The following is a 20447-nucleotide window of genomic DNA, read 5'->3' as shown; positions in this document are numbered from 1 at the left end:
CCGGAGGAGCCCGGGGTCAGTGCGGGTGGGAGAGCCAGAGGTGGTCTTGGGCCCTGGCCATGGCGACGAGGCGGCGGCGCTGGTGGGTCTCGCGGTCCTCGCGGGAACCCGGCGGGGGAGCGGACTCGGCGGGCAGGAACACCGTCCGGAACTCGGATCCCTTGGCCTGCAAGGAGGTTCCGACCAGCGTGTCGGTCGTGTCGCGCCCGTCCCACTCGGCCAGCGGGAGCGCCTTGACGCCCGCTTCGCGCAGCACGTGCAGCCAGTGCTCGGCGGACGCCTCGGTCTCGGTGATGATCGCCGCAGACGAGTCGTCGTCCAGGGCGAGCAAGGCGCACAGCAGGGCGCGCTCCTGCTCCAGGCCGTGCCACTCGACGACCTGGCCACCGCCCCGCACCGGCAGCGCGGCGTTCAACGGCAGAGACGGTCCTTCGTCGAACCGGTTGATCGCCTCGACCTGACCGGCGCGCTCCAGCACCCTCCCCCGGTTGCGGTAGTCGTGCTGCAGCACCTCACCCCGGCCGTGCAGCGAGATCCCGGCGTCCGACAACCGCCAACCACCCGCGAGGACCTGCTGCTGACCGTCTCCGACCAGCAGCAACTGGTCGGGCCCGTCACCGCTGATCGCGTGCGCCAGCCGCAGCCCGGTCAACGTCAGCTCCTGGGCCTCGTCGACGACCACACCCGCGTACTGGCGGGGCAGCGGACGCCGCTCCAGCTCCACCAGCGCGCGCTTGAGCACGTCGTTGTGGTCGAAGACGCCGCGCTCGGACAGCTCCCGCTCGTACTCGCAGTAGAAGCGCCAGGCGTGCGAGCGGAATTCCGGCGGCAGCTGGCCGCCGCGCCCCTTGCGCGAAGCCGACCGGTAGGAGTCGAACGTCGAGATCCCGCGACCCTTGATCACCCGGTCGACCTCGTCCTTCCAGTACTCGCGCGAGTTCCGGAAGCCGTGCAGCACCACGTCCCGCGACCACACCGCGTCGAAGGCCCGCCGGACCTCCTGATCGTCGACGTCGGCCGAACGCCCGCGCCCGGCGAGGAAGCCCCGCGCCCACTCGTGCAGCGAGGTGAACTCGATCTGCCCGGACAGCTCCGGCGCCATCTGGTCGAACCGCTTGCCCGCCCGTTCCGGGACCAGCGGCAGCCCCGCGGTGTAGAGCAGCTTCCCGTCGCCGCGCCGCGCCAGGTAGGCCAGCCGGTGCAGCGCCAACGTCGTCTTGCCGGTCCCGGCGGGACCGCTGATCTGCGCCGGACCGGAGTAGCTGCGCCGTACCGCGCCCAGCTGCGCGTCGTCCAGGAAGTACCGCCAGTCCCGGAAGGGCCTGCGTGCCGACGGCGCGACCGGCTCCTGCAGCACCTCGGGAACGCTGCCGCGCTGCCTCGGGATGCGCTGCGAGTTCCACATGATCGGCGTCAGGTCGAAGGTGCGGCTGTCGAGGTGCTTGGCCAGCGATAACGCCTCGTCGGAGGTCAGGATCCGCTCGCCGCGCTTGAGCAGCCGGTCCAGCTCGTCCTCGGTGATCGCCAGGTGATCGGCGCTGCGGCCCTGCCGGCCGGTGTGCTCGATCGGGTGCACCACGACCGTGCGCAGCACCGACTCGCTGAGCATCCCGGACCCGATCGACGCCCCGGCCAGCAGCTCCGCGGTCCACACGAACGCCGCGCGCGAGTCCTCCCAGTCCGGCTCGGCCTCCCGCAGCAGCACCACCAGCACGCCCATCCGGCCGACCAGCACCAGGTCCGGCCGCTGCCGGGGGGTGTGCGGCGCGAACTGGTTGAGCAGCGGGTACCAGCCGTTGTCGCGTTCGGCGGCGAAGCGGTGCAGGACGCGCTTCTGCCACGACGGCAGCGGCCGGTCCCGCAGCTGCACCTCCGCTTCGCGCCGGAGCAATTCCTGACGGTGGTGAAAGGTCCCGGTCACGGCGCCTCCTGTCCAGCTCCCGACAAGCCTGGTCGCGCGCAGCAGTGGACACGCTCGGTATCGACACTAATGCGTTCCGTGTCGATTTCGAGCGTGTTGGAACCGCGTCACCTGGATGTAGCAGGGGGCTGATCGTTGACCAGGAACTCCAGCGCGGAGATCGGCAGCGCACCGTGCCCGAGGACGGTGTCGTGGAACCTGCTGACGTCGAACTCCGCGCCCAGCCGCTGCCGCGCGGCGTCCCGGATCCGCTCGATCTCCAGCCGCCCCACCAGGTACGACAGCGCCTGGCCTGGGTAGACGATGTAGCGGTCGACCTCGGAAGCCGCTTCCAGGTCCGACAGCGTGGTGCTGGAGGTCATCGTCTCCAGAGCGCGCTGCCGACTCCAGCCGAACTCGTGCAGCCCGGTGTCCACGACCAGCCGCGCGGCCCGCAGCAGGTCCTGCACGACCATGCCCAGCCGCATCAGGTCCCCCGAGTACAGCCCCATCTCGTCCGCCAGCCGCTCTGTGTAGAGCCCCCAGCCCTCGGTGTAGGCGTTGAACCCGGCGAGCCTGCGCAGCAGCGGCAGCTCGGTCAGCTCCTGGGCGAGGCTGATCTGCAGGTGGTGTCCCGGCACGACCTCGTGGAAGGCGATCACCTCGGAGGCGAACCGGGGCCGCTGGTCGGCCCGCAGCGTGTTCGCGAAGTACACGCCGGGCCGCGAACCGTCCAGCGCCGGGGACATGTAGAAGCCGATCGGGGTGCTCTCCGACGGCGTGCCCGGCACCGGCCGCACCTCGCACGGCTGCTGCGGCAGCCGCCCGAACCAGTCCGGCGCGGCGGCGGTCGCCTTCTCGATGGCCTCGCGCGCGGCGGTCAGCATCTCCTCGCCGTCGTTCCAGACCAGCGACCGGTCGGTCTGCATCCGCCGCAGCACGGCTGCCGGGTCCGGCTCGCCCCAGAGGCGGTCGCCGAGCTCGGAGATCTCCGCGCGCAGCGAGGCCAGCTGAGCCCGGCCGATCTCGTGCAGCTCACCCGGGGTGTGCTCGGTGGTGGTGTGGGCGCGGATGAGCCGCTGGTAGATCTCGTGCCCGTCGGGCAGCCAGCACAGTCCCGGCCGGTCGGCTCCGCGCGCGTGCGGCGCGATCTCGCGCGCCAGCACCTCGCGGTACTCGGCCAGCGCCGGGTTCACCACGTCGTGGATCAGGCGTCGCCGCTGGTCGTCGAGGGCGTCGGGGAGCTGCTGGGTGAGCAGCGGGTCCTGCTCGGGGTGGGCCAGGTGGGAGTCGAGGGCCGCGATCGCGTCGTCCACCAGCGGCCGCACCGGAACCCGGCCCGCCCGAACGCCTTCGCGGTGGCGCTGCGCGGCGGCGGAGGTGAAGTCGGGGATGCGGGCGATGCGCCGCAGGTAGTCCTCGGACTGCTGCTGCCCGCTCACCGGCACCTGCCCGAGGTGGAACAGCAGGCCGGCGACCGGCGCGAACAGGTTGCCGATCAGCGTGTACTCGGGGGAGCGGGAGTCGAGGCGATCGACCGTGGACCGCGCGTGCTGCACCACGACCGCGATGGTCAGCCGGTCCTCGAGGCCCGCGTGGGTGGTGTCGACGGCCATCGCGCGCACCCGGATGTCCTCGGCGCGCTCGCGCTGGGCGAACTCGGCGGCCGCGGAGATGTCCGGGAGCAGGTGGTCGCGACCCGGCAGGCCGTAGAGCGAGGCACCGATCGGGTCGGAGTCCAGGTCGAGGTCGAGGAGTTCATCGGCGAGCTGATCCGGCGTCGTCACGGAACAATCGTGCCTCTTCGGGCCGACATCCGGCAGGGTGTCGGGTCCCGAGCTCGGCCGGGAGGACAATGGCCGCGTGGACCCGCTGCACGATCCGGACGACGAAACCCTCCTCGACCCCAGGCAAGCCCGAGACCTGGCAGGACTGGTCGAGACCGCGCGTCTGGCCTCGGCCGTGGTCCGCTACGGCCTGCGCACCCGGGTGGGTGTCGCGACGGTGGTGCTCAACCAGGACAACCCGCTGCCGGTGGCCAACCACGCGTGCGCGCTGTGGGGGACCGGCGCCCAGGTCGCCGGCACGCTGCTGGAGCTGGAGCAGGTGTTCGCCGAGGCGGGACGCTCGGAGGCCGTCGTCTACGCCTCGCCCACGACGGTCGGCGAGATCGAGGGCATCGCCGACGACGCCGCGTGGCGCGCGGTCGAGGAGCAGGTGGTGCTGCTGCACCGCACCCGGGGTTTCAGCCGCGGCATCACCCGGCCTGCCGAGGACCGGGACCTGGAGGGCATCGTCGAGCTCTACGCCGACGAGACCGGCCTGTCGGAGGAGGGCGAGCGGCGGCTCGCGCGGCACCTCGGTCACCGCGTCGACGAGAACCGCAGCGTCCTGCTCGTCGTCGACGATCCCGGCGTCGACCGGATCGCCGGTTTCGCGCAGGGCTTCGTCGAACGCGGGGTCGGGCTGATCGAGCAGGTCGTGGTCCGGCCGGGTCGTCGCCGGCGCGGATACGGCCACGACCTGGTCACCGAGGCGTCCGAGGAGCTCCGCCGCATGGGCGCCCTGCTCGTCGCGGGCCACGCCGAGGAAGGTGGCACGGCCCAGCGCTTCGCCGAAGCCATCGGCTTCGAAGTCGCCTACGGCGTCACGGCCTACGCCCGCCGGATCGACGACCTGCTCTGACCACGCCCACCTGCGGTCGCGAGCAGGCCCTTTCCAATTTCGCGCGAAATTCGAGTCCGGAAGTTCCCGCTCGAACTTCGCGCGAAATTCGACCACCCACCCCCGGTCGGGCGTTCCGGAGTGTGGACTGGACCAGGTGGGTGAGGCGCTCGCCACGAAACCCCTCCGGCGGAATTTCGGCGGTACCGGGCGGCGTTGGGGTTGCTGGCTCCAACTGTCCAAAATTTCGGGGAGGAAGCTGTGACCAGCGGCTCAGCGTCAGAGAAGACCACCAAGAGCCCGGGAATCACCTCCCTTCCCCGCGAGATCTGGATCCTCGTCGTGGGCAGCTTCATCGTCGCCGTCGGCATGGGGATCGTCGCTCCCGCGTTACCGGCGTTCGCCACGAGTTTCGACGTGGGCGTGACCGCAGCCGGATTCATCGTGAGCGCCTTCGCGATGATGCGGCTGATCTTCGCCCCGCTCAGCGGACGTCTGGTCTCGGCGGCCGGCGAGCGCACGATCTACGTCATCGGCATCACGATCGTCGGCATCAGCAGCACCGCGTGCGCCTTCGCCGACTCCTACTGGCAGCTGCTGGTCTTCCGCGCGCTCGGCGGCATCGGCTCGACGATGTTCACCGTCTCCGGGGTGGGCCTGCTGATCCGCCTGTCCCCACCCCACCTGCGCGGACGGGCCTCGGGTCTGTGGGCGACGAGCTTCCTGCTGGGCAACATCTCCGGCCCGATCGTGGGTGGCCTGATGGTCGGCTACTCGCTGCGGCTGCCGTTCGTCACCTACGGCATCGCCCTGTTCCTGGCCGCTTTCCTCGGCTGGTTGATGCTGCGCAAGTCCACCTTGGCCGCGCCGCTCGGCGACGACGCCACCCCGGCGATGCCGCTGACCGAAGCCCTCCGGATGCGCTCCTACATCGCCGCGCTGCTGTCGAACTTCGGGACCGGCTGGGCCGTCTTCGGCGTCCGCATCGCCCTGGTCCCGCTGTTCGTGGTGGAGGCGCTGAAGGCGCCGCAGTCGATGTCCGGCATCGCGTTGTCGGTGTTCGCCGCGGGCAACGCCGGGGCCCTCATGCTGTCCGGGCGGATGGCCGACCGGCACGGCCGCAAGCCGATGGTGCTGATCGGCCTGGTCGTCTCGGGCGTGGCCACCGCGTCGCTGGGCTTCACCGGCTCGGTCCCGCTGTTCTTGGCGGCGTCGCTGGTGGCGGGCATGGGTGCGGGCGTGCTCAACCCGGCGCAGAACGCGGCGGTCGCCGACATCATCGGCGGCAACCGGCGCGGCGGCACCGTGCTGGCGACGTTCCAGCAGTCGGCCGACCTCGGCGCCATCCTCGGCCCGCTGATCGCCGGTGCACTCGCCGACACGGTCTCCTACCAGGCGGCGTTCCTGGTCACCGGTGCCACGGCGGCCCTCGGCCTGCTGGCCTGGGTGGGTGCCTCGGAGACCCGTCCGCGCCCGGAAGCCGATCCGGAGCCGATGCGGGCCGCTGCGTGAGGTGTTGATCCTCCCCGTCGCGGGTACTCGGGTGGTGACGCCACCGGCGTCGCGGTTGCCCCTGTCCGACGCGGGAGGACGACATGAACACCACCGGTATTCCGGGGCACGAGCTGTCGGAGGACCTGCTGCTGCGGGAGCTCCGCCACCTGCACCAGACGCGCAACGAGACGTTCCTGCACGGCTCGCCGGACGCGCTGCGCGAGCACACCGCCCGCACGTTCGAGCTGGAGCAGGAGTACCTCCGTCGTCACCCGGAGCGCGCGGTCGACCCGCGTCGCACGCGTGAAGGTGCCCGAGGGGAGCCGCAGCATGCCTAGTCCGCGCGTGGTGATCATCGGTGGCGGTCACGTCGGCCTGACCTTGGCGTTGCGGCTGCAGAAGAAGCTCGACGCCCACGAGGCGAGGGTCACCGTCATCGACACCCAGCCGCACATGACCTACCAGCCGTTCCTGCCGGAGGCGGCGGCCGGTTCGCTGGAGCCCCGGCACGTGGTGGTCCCGCTGCGCGAGGCGCTGCGCCGCTGCGAGGTGCTGACCGCGCAGGTCAGCAAGATCGACCACGCGAACCGGTGCCTGACGGCGACGCTGGGAGACGGCAAGGTCGAGCAGCTGGAGTACGACATCCTGGTCCCGGTTCCCGGCTCGATCTCCCGGGCGCTGCCGATCCCCGGCCTGGCCGAGGAGGGCGTCGGTTTCAAGACCATCGGCGAAGCGATCTACCTGCGCAACCACGTTCTGTCCAGGTTGGACATCGCCGCCAGCACGGAGGACGAGCGGCTGCGCCGGCGTCTGCTGACGTTCCTGTTCATCGGTGGTGGTTACGCAGGCATCGAGGCGCTGGCCGAGCTGCAGAGCATGGCCCGCTACGCGATCCGCAGCTACCCGCAGCTCTCGGAGCACGACATGCGCTGGGTGCTGGTGGAGGCGATGGGCCGCATCATGCCCGAGGTCAGCCCGCACATGGGCGAGTACACCCGGCAGCAGCTGGAGAACCTGGGCATCGAGGTCAAGCTCAACACCACCGCGAACTCCCTCATGGACGGACGCGCCGCGCTCTCCGACGGCGACGAGTTCGACACGGACACGATCGTCTGGACCGCGGGCGTCAAACCGCACCCGATGCTGGAGGACAGCGACCTGCCCCGGGATGCCAAGGGGCGCCTGGAGTGCACGACCAGACTGCAGGTCAAGGGCACGGACAGCGTCTTCTCGGCGGGTGACTGCGCGGCGGTCCAGGACCTCACCAGCAGCGACCCGGAGGCGTTGACGAGCCCGTCGGCCCAGCACGCGGTCCGGCAGGCGAAGCTGCTGGCGGACAACATCGTCGCCCAGCTGCGCGGCGAGCCGCTGCAGGAGTACCGGCACAAGCACGCGGGCTCGGTCGCGGGCCTGGGCCTGTTCCGGGGCGCGGCGGAGGTCTACGGCATCAAGCTCAAGGGCCTACCGGCGTGGCTGCTGCACCGCGCGTACCACCTGATGAAGATGCCGACCACGTCCCGCAAGGCCCGCATCCTCGGCGACTGGCTCCTGGAACTCCCGTTCCGCCGCCAGGTGGTCGCTCTGGGGGAACTCCACGACCCGAGAGCCGAGTTCGTCAAAGCAGCCAACACCAGAGGCCTCCCGAAACCTCACGGAACAACAGCAGCAGGATGATCGAAGTGACCGTCCTCACGAGCCCACGGCAACCCCACGAGGACGAGCACGGGGAAGACGGCCTGCGGTATCGTTTCCGCAGGTCAACACCCCTGATGGGTGCATCGGGACGCTATGGGGACCCCCCTGAAAACGCCCCCGAACGGCTGTTGTACTGTATTGGCACACGAGATGAGCGGGGCGGAAACAAACCGAACACCTCGGAAAACAGAACAAGGGGCTGTGGCGCAGCTGGTAGCGCACTTGACTGGCAGTCAAGGGGTCACGGGTTCGAATCCCGTCAGCTCCACTTCGCGATGGAAACGCTCTGCTCAACGCAGGGCGTTTTCGCTTTTATCGCTCCCATCATGATGTTTGGGGGAGCGACTCGCCCAAACTCCTGCGGTGCGGTGGTCGCTTGACGGCTGCTCCTCGCGTTGAGGGTTGTTCCCGGCCTGCTCACTGACCAGCTTTCCGGGGCCCTGCAGCTTCCGCCTCTAACCGGGGTCGGTGCGTTCGCGTCGGCCCCGGTTTTGTTGTTGGGATTCGGGTTTGGGGTGTCTTGGGTAGTCCTCGGGCGTTGGATGTAGGCGCTCGTTGAGGAGTGGGTATGACGAAGCGGGATGAACTTCGGGTGGAGAAGGCCTTGCAGGGGTTCGAGTTTCCGGCTGAGCGGGAACAGATGCTCGACTTCGCGAGCGATCGTGAGGCTGACGCTGAGACCCTCGCCGCTCTGCGGTCCATTCCTGCTGGTCGGTACGCCAGCAAGGACGAGGTCCTCGAGGCGGTTCCGCAGGAGCCCGAAGGTGATGCCCCTGGAGGTGCTGCGCGCGGCTGAGCGACGGGAGGCCGGGGTGGCGTTCTCGAACTATCGTGACCGACATGGTTCGGGGGTTGATGTCGGTCGTGTTCCTGCTGGTCGTGGCGGCTTGCGGGACGACCGCGCCGCCTGTGCGGGAGCCCGCGCCCAGCCCGCCGGTGCCCAGCCCGCCATCGCCCAGCCCGACCGCTCCGAGCCCCGCTCCGCCGCCTCCTCCCGTGCCGCAGGTGAAGGCTGCGCCGGAGGGGTTCGTGCGGTTGCGGGACGTCGACTCCTCGATCCTCGAGGAGGTCCGGTACGCGACACCGCACAACTTCACCGGGGATCCCGTGCCCGGGTACGACGAGCCGATGTGCGTGCTGACCCGGCCGCTGGCCGAGGCGCTGCGGGAGGCGCAGCAGCGGTTCCGCAGCCAGGGCTACACGCTCAAGGTTTACGACTGCTACCGGCCGCAGCAGGCCGACGACCGGTTCGTCGAATGGGCCAAGGACGTCGATGACCAGCGGATGAAGGCCGAGTTCTACCCCGGGCTGGACAAGTCGCAGCTGTACTCGGCGGGATACATCGCGGAGAACTCCGGGCACAGCCGGGGCAGCTCGGTGGACCTGACGCTGGTCCGGTTGCCCGTCCCGCCGCAGCGCCCGTACGTGCCCGGCGAACCGCTGGTCTCCTGCACCGAGCCGGTGGGCGAGCGGTTCCCGGACAACAGCGTCGACATGGGCACCGGCTTCGACTGCTTCGACGACCGCGCGCACACCGACGACTCCCGCGTCACCGGCGAAGCCCGCGCCAACCGCGATCTGCTGCGCGACGGGCTCACCTCAGTCGGCCTGAAGGGCTACTCGGGGGAGTGGTGGCACTTCAACCTCCCGCAGGAGCCGTTCCCGGACGAGTACTTCGACTTCCCCGTCAACAGCGCGGCCTTCCGGTGACCCGCTAGTACGGCAGGCCTTCGGCTGCTGCGTGCAGGGCTGTGCGCAGGATGGCGGCGAGTTCGACCGGGCCCGTGCCGGGATCGGTGGCGCTGCGCTGGGCGAAGTCCTCGGCCGCGGCGCGCAGGGCGCCGTTGATCGTGGCCGCGTGGACCTTGATGCGCAGGTCGTCGGGGCTGGCCCCGGAGCGTTCCGCGAGGAGCTCGCGCAGCACCGGCAGGGCGTCGTCGTGGGCTTGCAGCCACACCGCGCGCAGTGCCGGATCGGTTCCGGTCATGCGGATCAGGTCGAGCACGGTCGGGTCGGCTTCGGGCAGCGTGCCGTGCTCGCAGGAGTCGATGAGGAACGTCAGCAGGCCCGCGTCCGGCGGGCAGCGGCGCAGCTGTTCCGTTGCCGCGTCCAGGCTTTCGGCCAGCAGCGGGCGAACGCAGCTCTCCTTCGACGGGAAGTGCCGCCACAGGGTGCGGGTCGAGATGCCGACGGCGCGAGCGATCTGCTCGCCCTTGGTGGCTGCCACGCCCTGCGAGGTGAACAGCTCCACCGTGGCGCGGGCGATCTCCAGCCGCAGCGCGGCCTTTCGCCGGTCGGTGAGCGACGGGGTGGCCGCCGCCGGTGTCGCGTCGTCGTTCACTCGATCTCCTGTACCGCCGGTCGCAGCAGTATAGGGGCGCGGCGAATTGACGCCGTAGGACGTCTTGTCACTGAGTGACATCCTGCATAAGCTACCGCCAAGTAGGTACCTGGACGGGCGCGCGACCACGAGTCGCGCGTTCCGAAACGTCGTGCCGGGGCGGTGATTTCGCCCTGCCTGGGCCGCGGTGACCGACCGCTGGCCCGATCGACTTGCGCAGTTCGCACCATCCAATGACGCAGGGAGCGATCCGCATGCCCCGACCCGTTCACCACCCGCCTTCGGCACCGCGGGGCCTGATCACCGCAGCCGCGTTGTCGCTGGTCATCGCCGGTGCGCAAGCCGCGCCCGCGGCCGCCGACGAGGCGCCGGCCACGCCGCCGATGGTCAGCGCCGACTTCTACGACCCGCCCGCCGAACTCCCCGAAGCCGACGGTGCCCTGGTGCGCACCGAGCCCCTGCCGCTCGCGCTGAGCCTGCCGAGCATCGGCGGCCAGCGGCTGCCGGGCACCGCGACCCGGCTGATGTACAAGACCACCGACTCCACCGGCAAGCCCGCGGCCGTGACCGGCGCCTACATCGAACCCGCAGCTCAGTGGCGCGGCGACGGCCCACGACCGGTGGTGGCGGTGGCGCCCGGAACGATGGGCCAGGGCGACTCCTGCTCGGCCTCGATGGGGCTGGAACGCCCGATCTCGCTCAACGGCGACTCGGTGTCGGTCGGCTACGAGGACATCGGGATCTACCGGCTGCTGGCCGAAGGCGCTGCCGTGGTCGTCACCGACTACGTGGGCCTGGGCACCACCGACCGCCTGCACACCTACGTCAACCGGATCGACGGCGGGCACGCGCTGCTCGACGCGGTCCGCGCCGCCCGATCGCTGCCCGGCGCGTCGATCACCCCCGACTCGCGCGTCGGCCTCTACGGCTACAGCCAGGGCGGCGGTGCCACGGCTTCCGCCGCCGAGCTGCAGCCCGACTACGCCCCGGACGTCCCGCTCGCCGGCGCTTACGTCGGTGCGCCGCCCGCGAACCTCACCGAGGTCATCGACGGCATCGACGGCAGCGCGCTGGCCGGTGCGCTCGGCTGGGCGCTCAACGGGTTCATCCAGACCCATCCCGACCTGCAGCCCGTCGCCGACGAGCACCTCAACGACGGAGGCCGGGAGGCGCTGGAGGACCTGTCCACGGCGTGCATCGGCGACGGAATCCTCGGGCACGCCTTCAAGCGCAGCGAGGACTGGACCACCACCGGCCAGTCCCTCGGCGAGGTCGTCGAATCCGAACCGGCGGTGCGCGAGGTCCTCGACGACCAGCGGCTCGGCACCGGCAAGCCCGACACGGCCGTCCGAGTCGCCACCGGCGTGCAGGACGACATCGTGCCGCACGAACAGGCCCGGCAGCTCGCGGTCGACTGGTGCGGGGAAGGCGGCGAGGTCACCTACGAGGCCGTTCAAATCCCGGACCTCGGCAAGGGCCTGCTGACCAACCACCTGGCCCCGCTGCTCACCGACCAGGGCAAGGCCATCTCCTGGCTCACCGACAGGCTCTCCGGAGCCCCGGCCGTCAACAACTGCAACACCCTGCCCGACCAGCCCTGACCGGGCGGGGCCGCGAGCACGACCCTCGCGGCCCCGCTCAGCCGGACCGCCAGGTCTCGACGATCTCCTCCGGGCCCCAGGCGAGTCCGATGCCCGACCCGTCCAGCTGAGGAGCCAGGCCCGAGCGGGAAACCACGATCAGCTCGCCTCGTGTCGGGTCCCAACCGGGAAGAGCGCTGACCGCGCGCTGCAGGCTCGCCCAGTCGTGCTGATCGAACGATGACTCCAGCCACTTGATCGAACCGGCGAAGTGGATTCGCTGCGCGACGGGTTCGCGATCTGCTCCGATGAGGTCGATCTCGGGGTCGAACTGGCGGTTCCACCAACCACCCACCGCTTCCACGTCCGGCCAGGGCAACATGCCCGAAGTCGCGGCCAGACCGAGGGTTTCACGGATCAGCGGCTCGGCCGCCCGGACTCGCCAGCTCGCCCAACGACGCTCGAAGATCCGGAACGCGGCGTCGGTGCGTCCTCGAAGAACGAGGTCGTGGGCGGACCGCAGAACCGCGAGGTAGAGGCGGAGGTTGCTGTCCGCCACCCGGTACAACGCGGGCTTGCCCGGAGATGTCGACAGCGGCTGCTCCTGCGCGAGGACGTGCTTCTCGTTGATCAACCGCTGCAGCAGCGGCGACAGCGTTCCGGATGGGATGCCACCGGCGGTGGCCGCGATCGCGGCGTGCGTGCGGTCGCCACTGCCAACGGCCTCGAGGACGCGGCGGGCGTGATCGGGGGAGGGGAACTCGGCCAGCAAGGTCGATTCCGGGATACCGAACAGCGGTGTGGCCGGGTCCGCGCACTCGGCCTTCACGAACTCCGTCGGGGGCGTGCTGCGCGGCCAGCTGCGCAGGATGCCGGGAAGTCCTCCGGTGATCAGGTGCGCGTCGATCGCTTCGGCCGGTTCCAGTTGAAGTGCCTGACCGGTTTCGGCGACGTTGAGCGGTGGCAGCACGAAGTTGTCCGCCCGGCCGTAGAACGGCCGGTCGTACGAGGTCAGACGCTCCATCATGTGGATATCGCTGCCGAGCAGCAGCAACAGCACGGGCTTGCGGGAGATCAGGCGGTCCCACATGGCCTGGAGCACACCGTCGAACGCCTCGTCCTGCTCGGCCAGCCAGGGCAGTTCGTCGAGGACGACGATCGAGGGCGTCTCGGGCAGTGCCGAGGCGAGCGCCCGCAGGGCGTCCGGCCATCCCGACACGGTTTCCGGGATCGCCTCGCGATCCGCCGGGAGCCCCGAGCTCTTCAACTCCGCCAGGAACAGGCCGGTGGCTTCGGGGAGCGAAGCGCCTTTGATCGCCGTGTAGTAGGCGTAGGGGAGCCCAGACGCATCGCAGAGCTCCTGGACCAGCCGCGACTTGCCGACCTGGCGTCGGCCGCGGATCGTGATCGCCGAGCCCGACCCGGACTCGGCCACGCGGTCCAGCCGCTTGCGCAGCATCGCGAGCTCAGCTCGCCTGCCGATGAATTCCGCAGCCATGCGCCTCCTCGCTCCCTCTGGGTAGATGCAATCTATGTAGATCGCATCTACGTAGATTGTATCTACCTAACTGGCGTGGGGAGGTCCGCGTCGGCCGCCGACGGCGGCAGCGTGATCACCGGAGTGCAGCAGCTCGACCGGAGCGGGGTGGCGGCGGTGGGCGCAGAATCGGGGGCAGCCGATCGAGGGAGGGCTTGATGTCGTTGCCCGCTCTGCCCGACGAGACCTTCCGGCGCGTGCTGTGCGTCGTCGCGCACCCGGACGACATGGAGTACGGCACCTCAGCCGCCGTCGCCCGCTGGACCGCGCGGGGCATCGAGGTCGGGTACCTGCTGCTCACGCGTGGTGAAGCCGGTATGCCGAACCCGCCGGAGGAGACCGCGCGGATTCGCCTGGCCGAGCAGCGCGCCGCGTGCGCGACCGTCGGCGTCGAGCACCTGACCGTGCTCCAGCACCCCGACGGCGTGCTCGTGGGAGGTCTGGACCTGCGCCGCGACATCTGCCGGGAGATCCGCCGGTTCACACCGGACGTCGTGCTCGGCACGCCGTACGAGATCGAAACCCCGATGGGGTTCAACCAGTCCGATCACCGCGTCGCCGGTCTGGCGGTCATCGACGCCATCAACGACGCGGGGAACCGGTGGATCTTCCCCGAGCAGATCGACGACGAAGGGCTGGCGACGTGGAGCCCGCGGTGGTTGCTCATCCCGGGGATCGCCGGCGAGCTGGACGCGACCCACGGCGTCGACGTCACCGGCAGACCCGTGCAGCTCGGAGTGACCTCGCTCGAAGCCCACTCCGAGTACCTCGCCGCGATCCCGGAACACCCCGCGCCCGCCGATTTCATCCCGAAGATCCTCGCCGCCAACGGGAAGCTCATGGGCGTCGAGCACGCGGTCCTGTTCCGGGCCCAAGACCGCCAAGCGCCGCCGGATTTCCTCGAAGACCTGTCCTGAACGCTCACGCAGCACCGTTGAAGTAGGCCGTGGTCGAGGCGAAGGCGTTCGGCTTCACCGACAGCTGGAGATCGCCGGGCGAGCTCTCGATCTCGAAGACCTTGGTGAACGACACGCTCTGACCGGGAGCGAGCGCGGTCTGCGGGAGGGCGTCGTTCTGGTCCGACATGTAGGCCTCCTGCGCGACCCGGCCCGAGTGCTGGGCGGTGAAAGCGGTGGACACCACGTCGTGAGATCCGGTCCCGCCGTTGGTGACGGTCACGTCGACCGCGACCCAGCGCTTGCCGTCAGCGGGGCCGAGGTACGGGTTCTCGGAGCTCACCGGCTGCGGCTCCGATACGCGGATCTGCTCACCGCCGCTCCACGTGGCGGTGCCGCCGAACGCGTGGTTGGTCACCTCAGCACCACTTTCGAGCGCAGGCGGCGCGGTGGAGGTGCTGGTCGTGCTCATGACGCTGGCGAAGGCCACGATCGAGATCACGAACGCCACCACCCCCAGCGCGAGGCCGAAGTAGGACATCACCTTGTTGCCGGCGATCTTCACGTGCGCTCGGCGGACGGCGAGGGCGCCGAACACGATCGCCAGGGCGCTGAGGACGAACCCGATGAACGGAATCCAGGAGAAGACCAGAGCGATGATCGCCAGGACCAGGGCGGCGATGCCGAAGCCGTTCTTCTGCGGGGCAGGCGGCAGTGGGGGGACGGGCTGTGCCATGACGGGTCCTTCACGCGTCGATGTGCCGGGAAGCGACGTCCCGGTGCGCAAGCGCTCTCACCGGCAGTCATCAGCAAGTAGGCGCGTGAAAATCGCCAACTGGAAGAGTCCTTGGTCCGTGCCCCACCGCCCCGGGGACCGGTCGTCAGGTGAAGGCGCCGGTGAACACGCTCCGGTTCCCGTCGGGGTCGAGCACCATCAGGATCCGCGACGAGGTCGCGTTCTGCGGTCCCCCGTGCGCGATGTCCGACTCGTCGAGGTGGGTCATGCGCTCGTCGAGGTCGGTTTCGTCCAGGATCATCGTGCAGCGACCGGCCCGGTCGGGCTCGGCCCACACCTGCACGCCGAAGGTGTCGGCCAGGTGCCATTCGAGCAGGCCCGGCATCGGGCGGGCGTCCGGTGCTCGACCGAACAGCTTCGCGTACCACGGCTCGGCGGTGTCCAGGTCGCTCACGGTCATCTGCGCCAACACCCGCGCAATGCTCATCGCGTTCCTCCTCGAAAACGGGTCCCACCTGTGCAGACCCGTCGCGAGCGCGGAACTCATCGGTGGAGGACCTTTCGATCCCAGCGCTGCACCGACGTGGGTTCAGCGGCGCGGCATCAGCGCTGGTAGTCAGCTCTGTAAGCGCTGGGATCCGACGGGGGTTCGGGGTCCGGGACGGGGGCTTCGGACTCGTGCAGGCCGAGTTGGACCGAGCGGCGGATCTGGTCGCGGTTCTCGCGGACGACCTCGGTGAAGAAGCGGTCGGTCCGCTCGTCGTTGAGCACGTCGAGGATGACCCGGATCGTGGTGTCCACGATGGACTTGACGATCTCGTCGTGGAACGGCAGGTGCTTGATCCGGCCCACCTGCTGGTCGTTCTTGAGCTTCTCGGTGACGATCTCGCGCAGCACCTCGCGGTGCTCGCCCAGCGAGCGCGCGATGTTCTCCGGGTAGTGCCCGGTCTCGACGACCTTGACGACCTCGTCGAGCACCGCGACCGTGATCGGCTTCTTGATGGCCAGCACGATCGGCCGCGAGAAGCGCTCGATCAGCCGTTGCGTGACGCGCTCGCCGAACGCGCGGTCGGCGGTGCGGGCCAGCCGCATCAGCACGACGACGATGCGCAGCAGCCGGAACCCGCGCAGCGCCGGGTGGGCCACCGGGATCATGCCGAGGATCTCGTACCAGCTCTGCAGCGGGAACCGGCGTCGCCAGCCGGTCTCGCGCCACCGCCACAGGAACTCGACGAAGAAGACGCCGCAGATCACCGTGTCGATGACGAACACCGCGTGCGCCGTAGCCGGCGAGGTGTCGACGAAGATCGCGTAGCAGAGCAGCCCGAGCGAGAACACCGCGAGCACGAGCATGGCGATGTCCAGCGTGGACGTCCGGCGTGGTGCCGCGGTAGCGCTGGTCATGGTCATGATTGTGTCTCACGTTTCCGCCGGTCCCGGTGCGCGCACGCCGGAAGACCACGTCTCGGATCGGACTCGAACCGAGACGGGAGGGGATGCGAACCGCAGACGATCACGCACAGCAGCTCCGACTGCGCATCTGCGGAGCATTCCCGTCATCCTCGACGCACATGCGGGTTTCACGCTGCGTGGTGAGTTGTCGTCAGCGGGTTTCGCGCTCACTCTGGTGCGGTGGACAGCGAGAGCTACGCCCGCTTCCTGCCGGATTCCTACCGGCGGCGTGCCTCCGAAGTGGTGCCGACGCCGACCTGGTGGAACTGGCGGGGCGGTCGCGTGCACATCGCGCGGGCCGCGGCTCCGGAGGCGTCCGCGCGAGCGATGGTGATCCACGGCGCCGCCGGCTACTCGGGGGCGCTGTGGCCGGTGTGCTCGGCGGTCGCGGGCATGGCTGATCTGCTGCTCCCCGACCTGCCGCCCTACGGTGGCAGCGTCGTGCCGCATCCGGGCCGGATCCGCTACGGCGACTGGGTGGAGCTGCTGTGCGAGCTCGTCCTCGCCGAGCGGCGGCGCGACGAGCGGCCGCTGGTGCTCTTCGGCGCGAGCATGGGCGGGATGCTCGCCTACGAGGTCGCCGCCCGCACCGGCCAGGCCTCGGCCTTGGTCGCGACCTGCCTGCTCGACCCGGCCGATGCCGCCGTCCGCCGCCGGGCGGCCCGAGGCGCGCTCGGCTCGATCCCGCCCCCTGCGCTGGCGGTGCTGGAGCGGCTCGTCGGCGGAGTCCGGGTACCGATGCCGTGGATGGCCGACGAGCGCAAGATCAGCCGGAACCCGGAGATCTCGGCGCTGTGCGCCGCCGACCCGCGAGGTGGCGGTGCCCGGACGCCGGTCGGCCTGCTGACCAGCTTCGCCCGCTACCGGCACACCCCACCGGAGGACTTCGCGGTCACCCCCGTCGTCCTCACCCACCCTTCGGCCGACGAGTGGACGCCACCGGAGCTCAGCCTCCGCTTCCTCGACCGCATCAAGGCCCCGACCACGGTGGTCATGCTCGACGAGTGCGGCCACTACCCGATCGAGGAACCGGGCATCACCCAACTCGCCGAAACCCTCTACAGCCTCGTCGGCAACACCCTCGGCGAGTGCGCCGAAGGCTGAACCCGCGAAGTCCCAGTGAAAACACCCCACCAGCCAGTCCCGAACCGCCGGGGGTGACCCGATTACCGCCGTAATCGGGGACCGGATTACGGCGGTAATCGGGGCAACACCGGACCACCGCCGCCATCGGGACACCGAAAACCGCCGTAATCCGGGGCCTGAAAACCGCCGTAATCCGGGTGCCGTGCCGCGTGGGCGGGCGGGGGTTACTTGAGCTCGGCGCTGGACTTGCCGAGGAGGCGGCGGGCGACGATGAGCTGCTGGATCTGCTGGGTGCCCTCGAAGATGTCGAGGATCTTCGAGTCGCGGGACCACTTCTCCAGCAGCGATTCCTCGGTGTAGCCGACGGTGCCGCAGAGCTCGACGCAGCGCAGCGTGATGTCGACGACCGAGCGGCCCGCCTTGGCCTTGGCCATCGACGCCTGCAGCGAGTTCGGCTTGCGGTTGTCGGCCATCCACGCGGCCTGCAGCGTCAGCAGGTACGCGGCCTCGTAGTCGGCCTCCAGCTGCAGGTACGCAGCGGCGGCGGCGTGCTGGGAGTTGGCCGGGCGGTCGTAGTCGACCGTCACGCCCGCCTCGGCGAGGACCTTCGCGGTTTCCTCCAGCGCGGCCCGCGCGACGCCGATGGCCATCGCCGCGACCAGCGGGCGGGTGTTGTCGAAGGTCTGCATGACCCCCGCGAAGCCCGACTTGGTGTCGATCTCCGGCGAGCCGAGCAGGTTCTCCTTCGGCACCCGGCAGTTGTCCAGCCGGATGACGGCGGTGTCGGAGGCCTTGATGCCGAGCTTGTGCTCCAGCCGCTCCACGGTGATGCCCGGACGGGTCTTCTCCACCACGAACGACTTGATCGCCGCGCGGCCGAGGGACTTGTCCAGCGTCGCCCACACGACCACGGTGTTGGCGCGCCCACCAGCGGTGACGAAGATCTTCTCGCCGTTGAGGACGTACTCGTCGCCGTCGAGCTCCGCGGTGGTGTTGATGTTGGCCGAGTCCGAGCCGGTGTGCGGCTCGGTGATGGCCATCGCCGCCCACACCTGCGCGAAGCGCTTGGCCTGCTCCTCGTTGGCGACCGAGGCGATCGCCGCGTTGCCCAGGCCCTGGCGCGGCATGGCCAGCAGCATCGCCACGTCGCCCCAGCACATCTCCATCGTGCCCAGCACGAGGTTCAGGTTGGCGCCGTTGCGGTTGCCCTTGTTGCCGTCGTCGTCGCTCTTGCGCACGCCGGCCGCGCCCGCGCCGCCCTCACCGGAGGAGTTGAGCCCGTCCAGCAGCGCGGCGAGGGTGTCGAGCTCCTTGGGGTATTCGTGCTCGGCGCGGTCGTACTTGCGCGAGATCGGGCGGAAGACCTCGGAAGCGGCCTGGTAGGCCTGGTTGACCAGCGCGGTCGCCTTCTTCGGGACCTCAAGATTGATCATGGGTTTAAGTCCTTCGCGTCTCGGAAGCCCTCAGACGAGGACCGCGCCTTCCATCACGCCGATGGCGCGCAGGTCTCGGTACCAGCGCTCGACGGGGTGTTCCTTGGTGTAGCCGTGACCGCCGAGCAGCTGCACGCCGGCGTTGCCGATGAGCATTCCCTTGTCGGTGGCCAGCTTCCGGGCCAGCGCGACCTCGCGGGCGAACGGCTTGCCCTGCTCGGCGCGGGCGGCGGCGCGCAGCGTGGTCAGCCGGATGCTCTCCAGCTCGATGCCGATGTCGGCGACGCTGAAGGCCACGGCCTGCCGGTGGCTGATCGGCTCGCCGAACGCGGTGCGCTCGTTGACGTAGGGGATGACGTAGTCGAGGACGGCCTTGCCGGTGCCGGCGGCGAGCGCGGCCCAGGCCAGCCGGGACAGCCGCACCAGGTCGGTGAACACGTCGAGCTTGCCCTCGCCGAGCAGCGCGGTCACCGGAACGCTGACCTGCTCCAGGTGCAGCTTGCCGGTGGCCGCCGAGCGCAGGCCCATCGCGGGCTCGTTCTCGATGGACAGCCCGGTGCTGGAGGACTCGACCAGGAACAGCGCGGGAGCGCCGTCGAGGTTCGCCGAGACGATGAACAGCTCGGCCTGCGCCGCGCGCGGGACCAGCGACTTCACACCGGTGAGCTGGTAGCCCTGCGGGGTGCGCTTGGCGGTGGTGGTCGGCTTGAGCGGGTCGCCGAGCGCGACGCGCTCCTGCAGGGCGAGCGCCGCGGCCGGCACGTTCTCGCCGGTGAAGGCGGGCAGGTAGGTGGCCTGCTGGTCCTCGTCACCCCACAGGGTCAGCGCTGTCGACACCGCCGAGGGCGCGAGCACGGCCACGGCCAGGCCCATGTCGCCGTGCGCGAGGGCCTCGGTGACCAGCACGTTCGTCACTGCGGAGCGCTCGGTGCCGATGCCGCCGAGAGACTCCGGGATGCCCACGACGCTCAGTCCCAGCTCGGCGGAGCGCTCCAGCAGGCCCTCCGGCGGGGCGAGCCTGGCGTCGGCGTCGGCGGCGGCCGGTCGCAGCTGCTCGGCGGCGAACTCGCGGACCGTCTCGGCGATGAGCGACTGCTCCTCGTCGGGTTCGAGGTCGAAGAGGTCCTTGGCCGGGGCGGGGGTCAGGCGCGCGGGCTTGTTGTGGCCCTGGATCTTCTTGAATGACCTGGTCGCGGCGCCGGCGGCCTTGAAACCGGTTCTGGTGCCGGACTGCACCAGGGTCTCGAACTGCTTGCGCAGGCCGAACTTGTCGATGATCGGCGCGCTGGCGATCTTGGTCAGGGCTGCGAGGCCGAGGCCCATGACGTCGCGCTTCTTCGCGCCGCCAGCCTGTCCGGGTTGGGCGTTTGACACGGTGCGTCTCCAATCGGCCGGCTTCGGCCGGGCATTACCTACTGGCGAGTAAAATAACGTGTCCCGTCCCCACCGCGCCAGAGACCCCGATCACGGCTCGCTTGCTTTTTCACCCCACGAATGCTTGAGGCGGCCCGCCAGGGCCGAGGGGGAACCGCGACATCCGCGCCGCCGAAAACCGTCTCCGGGCACGTCGCGGGGGTGCGTGGGTGAAGCTATTGGCTAGTATCACTGGCCGGTTCTGTAGCGGGGGACACAT

At 70.1% G+C, this 20447-nt stretch carries 18 protein-coding genes and 1 tRNA gene; 10 read left to right on the top strand and 9 right to left on the bottom strand.

The annotated features are described in order from the left end of the window. Positions 1-16: 16 nt before the first annotated feature. Positions 17-1921, bottom strand: coding sequence for a UvrD-helicase domain-containing protein (locus R4I43_RS00665; protein WP_324263495.1), 1905 nt, complete (start codon positions 1919-1921; stop codon positions 17-19). A 107-nt stretch (positions 1922-2028) separates the two neighbouring features. Further along, the gene (locus tag R4I43_RS00660; RefSeq protein ID WP_324263494.1) at positions 2029-3687 is read right to left on the bottom strand and encodes a DUF885 domain-containing protein; all 1659 of its coding nucleotides are present in this window, start codon (positions 3685-3687) and stop codon (positions 2029-2031) included. Positions 3688-3763: 76 nt separating this feature from the next. On the opposite strand from R4I43_RS00660, the gene R4I43_RS00655 reads away from it, so the two are divergent. From R4I43_RS00655 to R4I43_RS00625, 7 genes are all read left to right on the top strand, one after another. After that, positions 3764-4585 (top strand): GNAT family N-acetyltransferase, encoded by an 822-nt coding sequence (locus R4I43_RS00655; protein ID WP_324263493.1) that lies wholly within the window; start codon positions 3764-3766, stop codon positions 4583-4585. A 240-nt stretch (positions 4586-4825) separates the two neighbouring features. Beyond that, a complete protein-coding gene (locus R4I43_RS00650; protein ID WP_324263492.1) occupies positions 4826-6076 on the top strand; it encodes an MFS transporter in 1251 nt (416 codons plus the stop codon). An 83-nt stretch (positions 6077-6159) separates the two neighbouring features. Continuing rightward, positions 6160-6396: a DUF6158 family protein gene (locus tag R4I43_RS00645; protein ID WP_324263491.1), complete on the top strand. Its 237-nt coding sequence runs from the start codon at positions 6160-6162 to the stop codon at positions 6394-6396. Beyond that, on the top strand, positions 6389-7732 hold the full coding sequence (locus R4I43_RS00640) for an NAD(P)/FAD-dependent oxidoreductase (protein WP_324263490.1): 1344 nt from the start codon (positions 6389-6391) through the stop codon (positions 7730-7732). The genes R4I43_RS00645 and R4I43_RS00640 overlap by 8 nt, the downstream gene beginning before the upstream one ends. A 216-nt stretch (positions 7733-7948) precedes the next feature. Next, positions 7949-8021 (top strand) — tRNA-Ala (locus R4I43_RS00635). 300 nt (positions 8022-8321) lie between these two features. After that, positions 8322-8549 (top strand): DUF2795 domain-containing protein, encoded by a 228-nt coding sequence (locus R4I43_RS00630; protein WP_324263489.1) that lies wholly within the window; start codon positions 8322-8324, stop codon positions 8547-8549. A gap of 44 nt (positions 8550-8593) precedes the next feature. Next, a complete protein-coding gene (locus R4I43_RS00625; protein WP_324263488.1) occupies positions 8594-9463 on the top strand; it encodes a M15 family metallopeptidase in 870 nt (289 codons plus the stop codon). A gap of 4 nt (positions 9464-9467) precedes the next feature. Here R4I43_RS00625 and R4I43_RS00620 read toward each other — a convergent pair whose 3' ends face one another. Beyond that, the gene (locus R4I43_RS00620) at positions 9468-10094 is read right to left on the bottom strand and encodes a TetR family transcriptional regulator (RefSeq protein ID WP_324263487.1); all 627 of its coding nucleotides are present in this window, start codon (positions 10092-10094) and stop codon (positions 9468-9470) included. A gap of 254 nt (positions 10095-10348) precedes the next feature. Between R4I43_RS00620 and R4I43_RS00615 the strand changes: the two genes are divergently transcribed. Beyond that, positions 10349-11695: a lipase family protein gene (locus R4I43_RS00615; RefSeq protein WP_324263486.1), complete on the top strand. Its 1347-nt coding sequence runs from the start codon at positions 10349-10351 to the stop codon at positions 11693-11695. Positions 11696-11732: 37 nt separating this feature from the next. On the opposite strand, the gene R4I43_RS00610 is transcribed toward R4I43_RS00615, so the two are convergent. Further along, a complete protein-coding gene (locus R4I43_RS00610; protein WP_324263485.1) occupies positions 11733-13172 on the bottom strand; it encodes an ATP-binding protein in 1440 nt (479 codons plus the stop codon). A gap of 197 nt (positions 13173-13369) precedes the next feature. Between R4I43_RS00610 and R4I43_RS00605 the strand changes: the two genes are divergently transcribed. Beyond that, positions 13370-14128: a PIG-L deacetylase family protein gene (locus tag R4I43_RS00605; RefSeq protein WP_324263484.1), complete on the top strand. Its 759-nt coding sequence runs from the start codon at positions 13370-13372 to the stop codon at positions 14126-14128. A gap of 4 nt (positions 14129-14132) precedes the next feature. Here the strand turns inward: R4I43_RS00605 and R4I43_RS00600 are convergent, their stop codons facing one another. The 3 genes from R4I43_RS00600 to R4I43_RS00590 all read right to left on the bottom strand — a co-directional run bounded on the left by R4I43_RS00600 (position 14133) and on the right by R4I43_RS00590 (position 16247). Continuing rightward, positions 14133-14843: a DUF4190 domain-containing protein gene (locus tag R4I43_RS00600; RefSeq protein ID WP_324263483.1), complete on the bottom strand. Its 711-nt coding sequence runs from the start codon at positions 14841-14843 to the stop codon at positions 14133-14135. A gap of 145 nt (positions 14844-14988) precedes the next feature. Beyond that, a complete protein-coding gene (locus tag R4I43_RS00595) occupies positions 14989-15330 on the bottom strand; it encodes a VOC family protein (RefSeq protein ID WP_324263482.1) in 342 nt (113 codons plus the stop codon). Positions 15331-15446: 116 nt separating this feature from the next. Continuing rightward, positions 15447-16247 carry an ion transporter gene (locus R4I43_RS00590; RefSeq protein ID WP_324263481.1) on the bottom strand — a complete coding sequence of 267 codons (801 nt, stop codon included), beginning with the start codon at positions 16245-16247 and terminating at the stop codon, positions 15447-15449. A gap of 228 nt (positions 16248-16475) precedes the next feature. Here R4I43_RS00590 and R4I43_RS00585 point away from each other — a divergent pair, with 228 nt between their 5' ends. Then, positions 16476-17399, top strand: coding sequence for an alpha/beta hydrolase (locus tag R4I43_RS00585; protein WP_324263480.1), 924 nt, complete (start codon positions 16476-16478; stop codon positions 17397-17399). Between the two features lie 206 nt (positions 17400-17605). Here R4I43_RS00585 and R4I43_RS00580 read toward each other — a convergent pair whose 3' ends face one another. Both R4I43_RS00580 and R4I43_RS00575 read right to left on the bottom strand, forming a co-directional pair. Then, entirely contained in the window at positions 17606-18814 is a 1209-nt protein-coding gene (locus tag R4I43_RS00580; protein ID WP_324263479.1) for an acyl-CoA dehydrogenase family protein, read from the bottom strand. Positions 18815-18844: 30 nt separating this feature from the next. Continuing rightward, positions 18845-20137, bottom strand: a complete 1293-nt coding sequence (locus tag R4I43_RS00575) for an acyl-CoA dehydrogenase family protein (protein WP_324263850.1) — start codon at positions 20135-20137, stop codon at positions 18845-18847. Between the last annotated feature and the right edge of the window lie 310 nt (positions 20138-20447).

It is taken from the genome of Saccharopolyspora mangrovi, from assembly GCF_035320975.1.
GTDB classification, from domain to species: domain Bacteria; phylum Actinomycetota; class Actinomycetes; order Mycobacteriales; family Pseudonocardiaceae; genus Saccharopolyspora; species Saccharopolyspora mangrovi.
The sequence above is the reverse complement of the archived record's forward strand: the minus strand, read 5'-3'. Positions and strand labels throughout refer to the sequence as shown.

Coding starts and splice junctions, on each gene's coding strand:
- R4I43_RS00610 (WP_324263485.1), bottom strand. CDS start 13,172: ATGGCTGCGGAATTCATCGGCAGGCGAGCTGAGCTCGCGATGCTGCGC.
- R4I43_RS00630 (WP_324263489.1), top strand. CDS start 8,322: ATGACGAAGCGGGATGAACTTCGGGTGGAGAAGGCCTTGCAGGGGTTC.
- R4I43_RS00580 (WP_324263479.1), bottom strand. CDS start 18,814: ATGATCAATCTTGAGGTCCCGAAGAAGGCGACCGCGCTGGTCAACCAG.
- R4I43_RS00625 (WP_324263488.1), top strand. CDS start 8,594: ATGGTTCGGGGGTTGATGTCGGTCGTGTTCCTGCTGGTCGTGGCGGCT.
- R4I43_RS00645 (WP_324263491.1), top strand. CDS start 6,160: ATGAACACCACCGGTATTCCGGGGCACGAGCTGTCGGAGGACCTGCTG.
- R4I43_RS00595 (WP_324263482.1), bottom strand. CDS start 15,330: ATGAGCATTGCGCGGGTGTTGGCGCAGATGACCGTGAGCGACCTGGAC.
- R4I43_RS00640 (WP_324263490.1), top strand. CDS start 6,389: ATGCCTAGTCCGCGCGTGGTGATCATCGGTGGCGGTCACGTCGGCCTG.
- R4I43_RS00590 (WP_324263481.1), bottom strand. CDS start 16,247: ATGACCAGCGCTACCGCGGCACCACGCCGGACGTCCACGCTGGACATC.
- R4I43_RS00575 (WP_324263850.1), bottom strand. CDS start 20,137: ATGGGCCTCGGCCTCGCAGCCCTGACCAAGATCGCCAGCGCGCCGATC.
- R4I43_RS00615 (WP_324263486.1), top strand. CDS start 10,349: ATGCCCCGACCCGTTCACCACCCGCCTTCGGCACCGCGGGGCCTGATC.
- R4I43_RS00605 (WP_324263484.1), top strand. CDS start 13,370: ATGTCGTTGCCCGCTCTGCCCGACGAGACCTTCCGGCGCGTGCTGTGC.
- R4I43_RS00600 (WP_324263483.1), bottom strand. CDS start 14,843: ATGGCACAGCCCGTCCCCCCACTGCCGCCTGCCCCGCAGAAGAACGGC.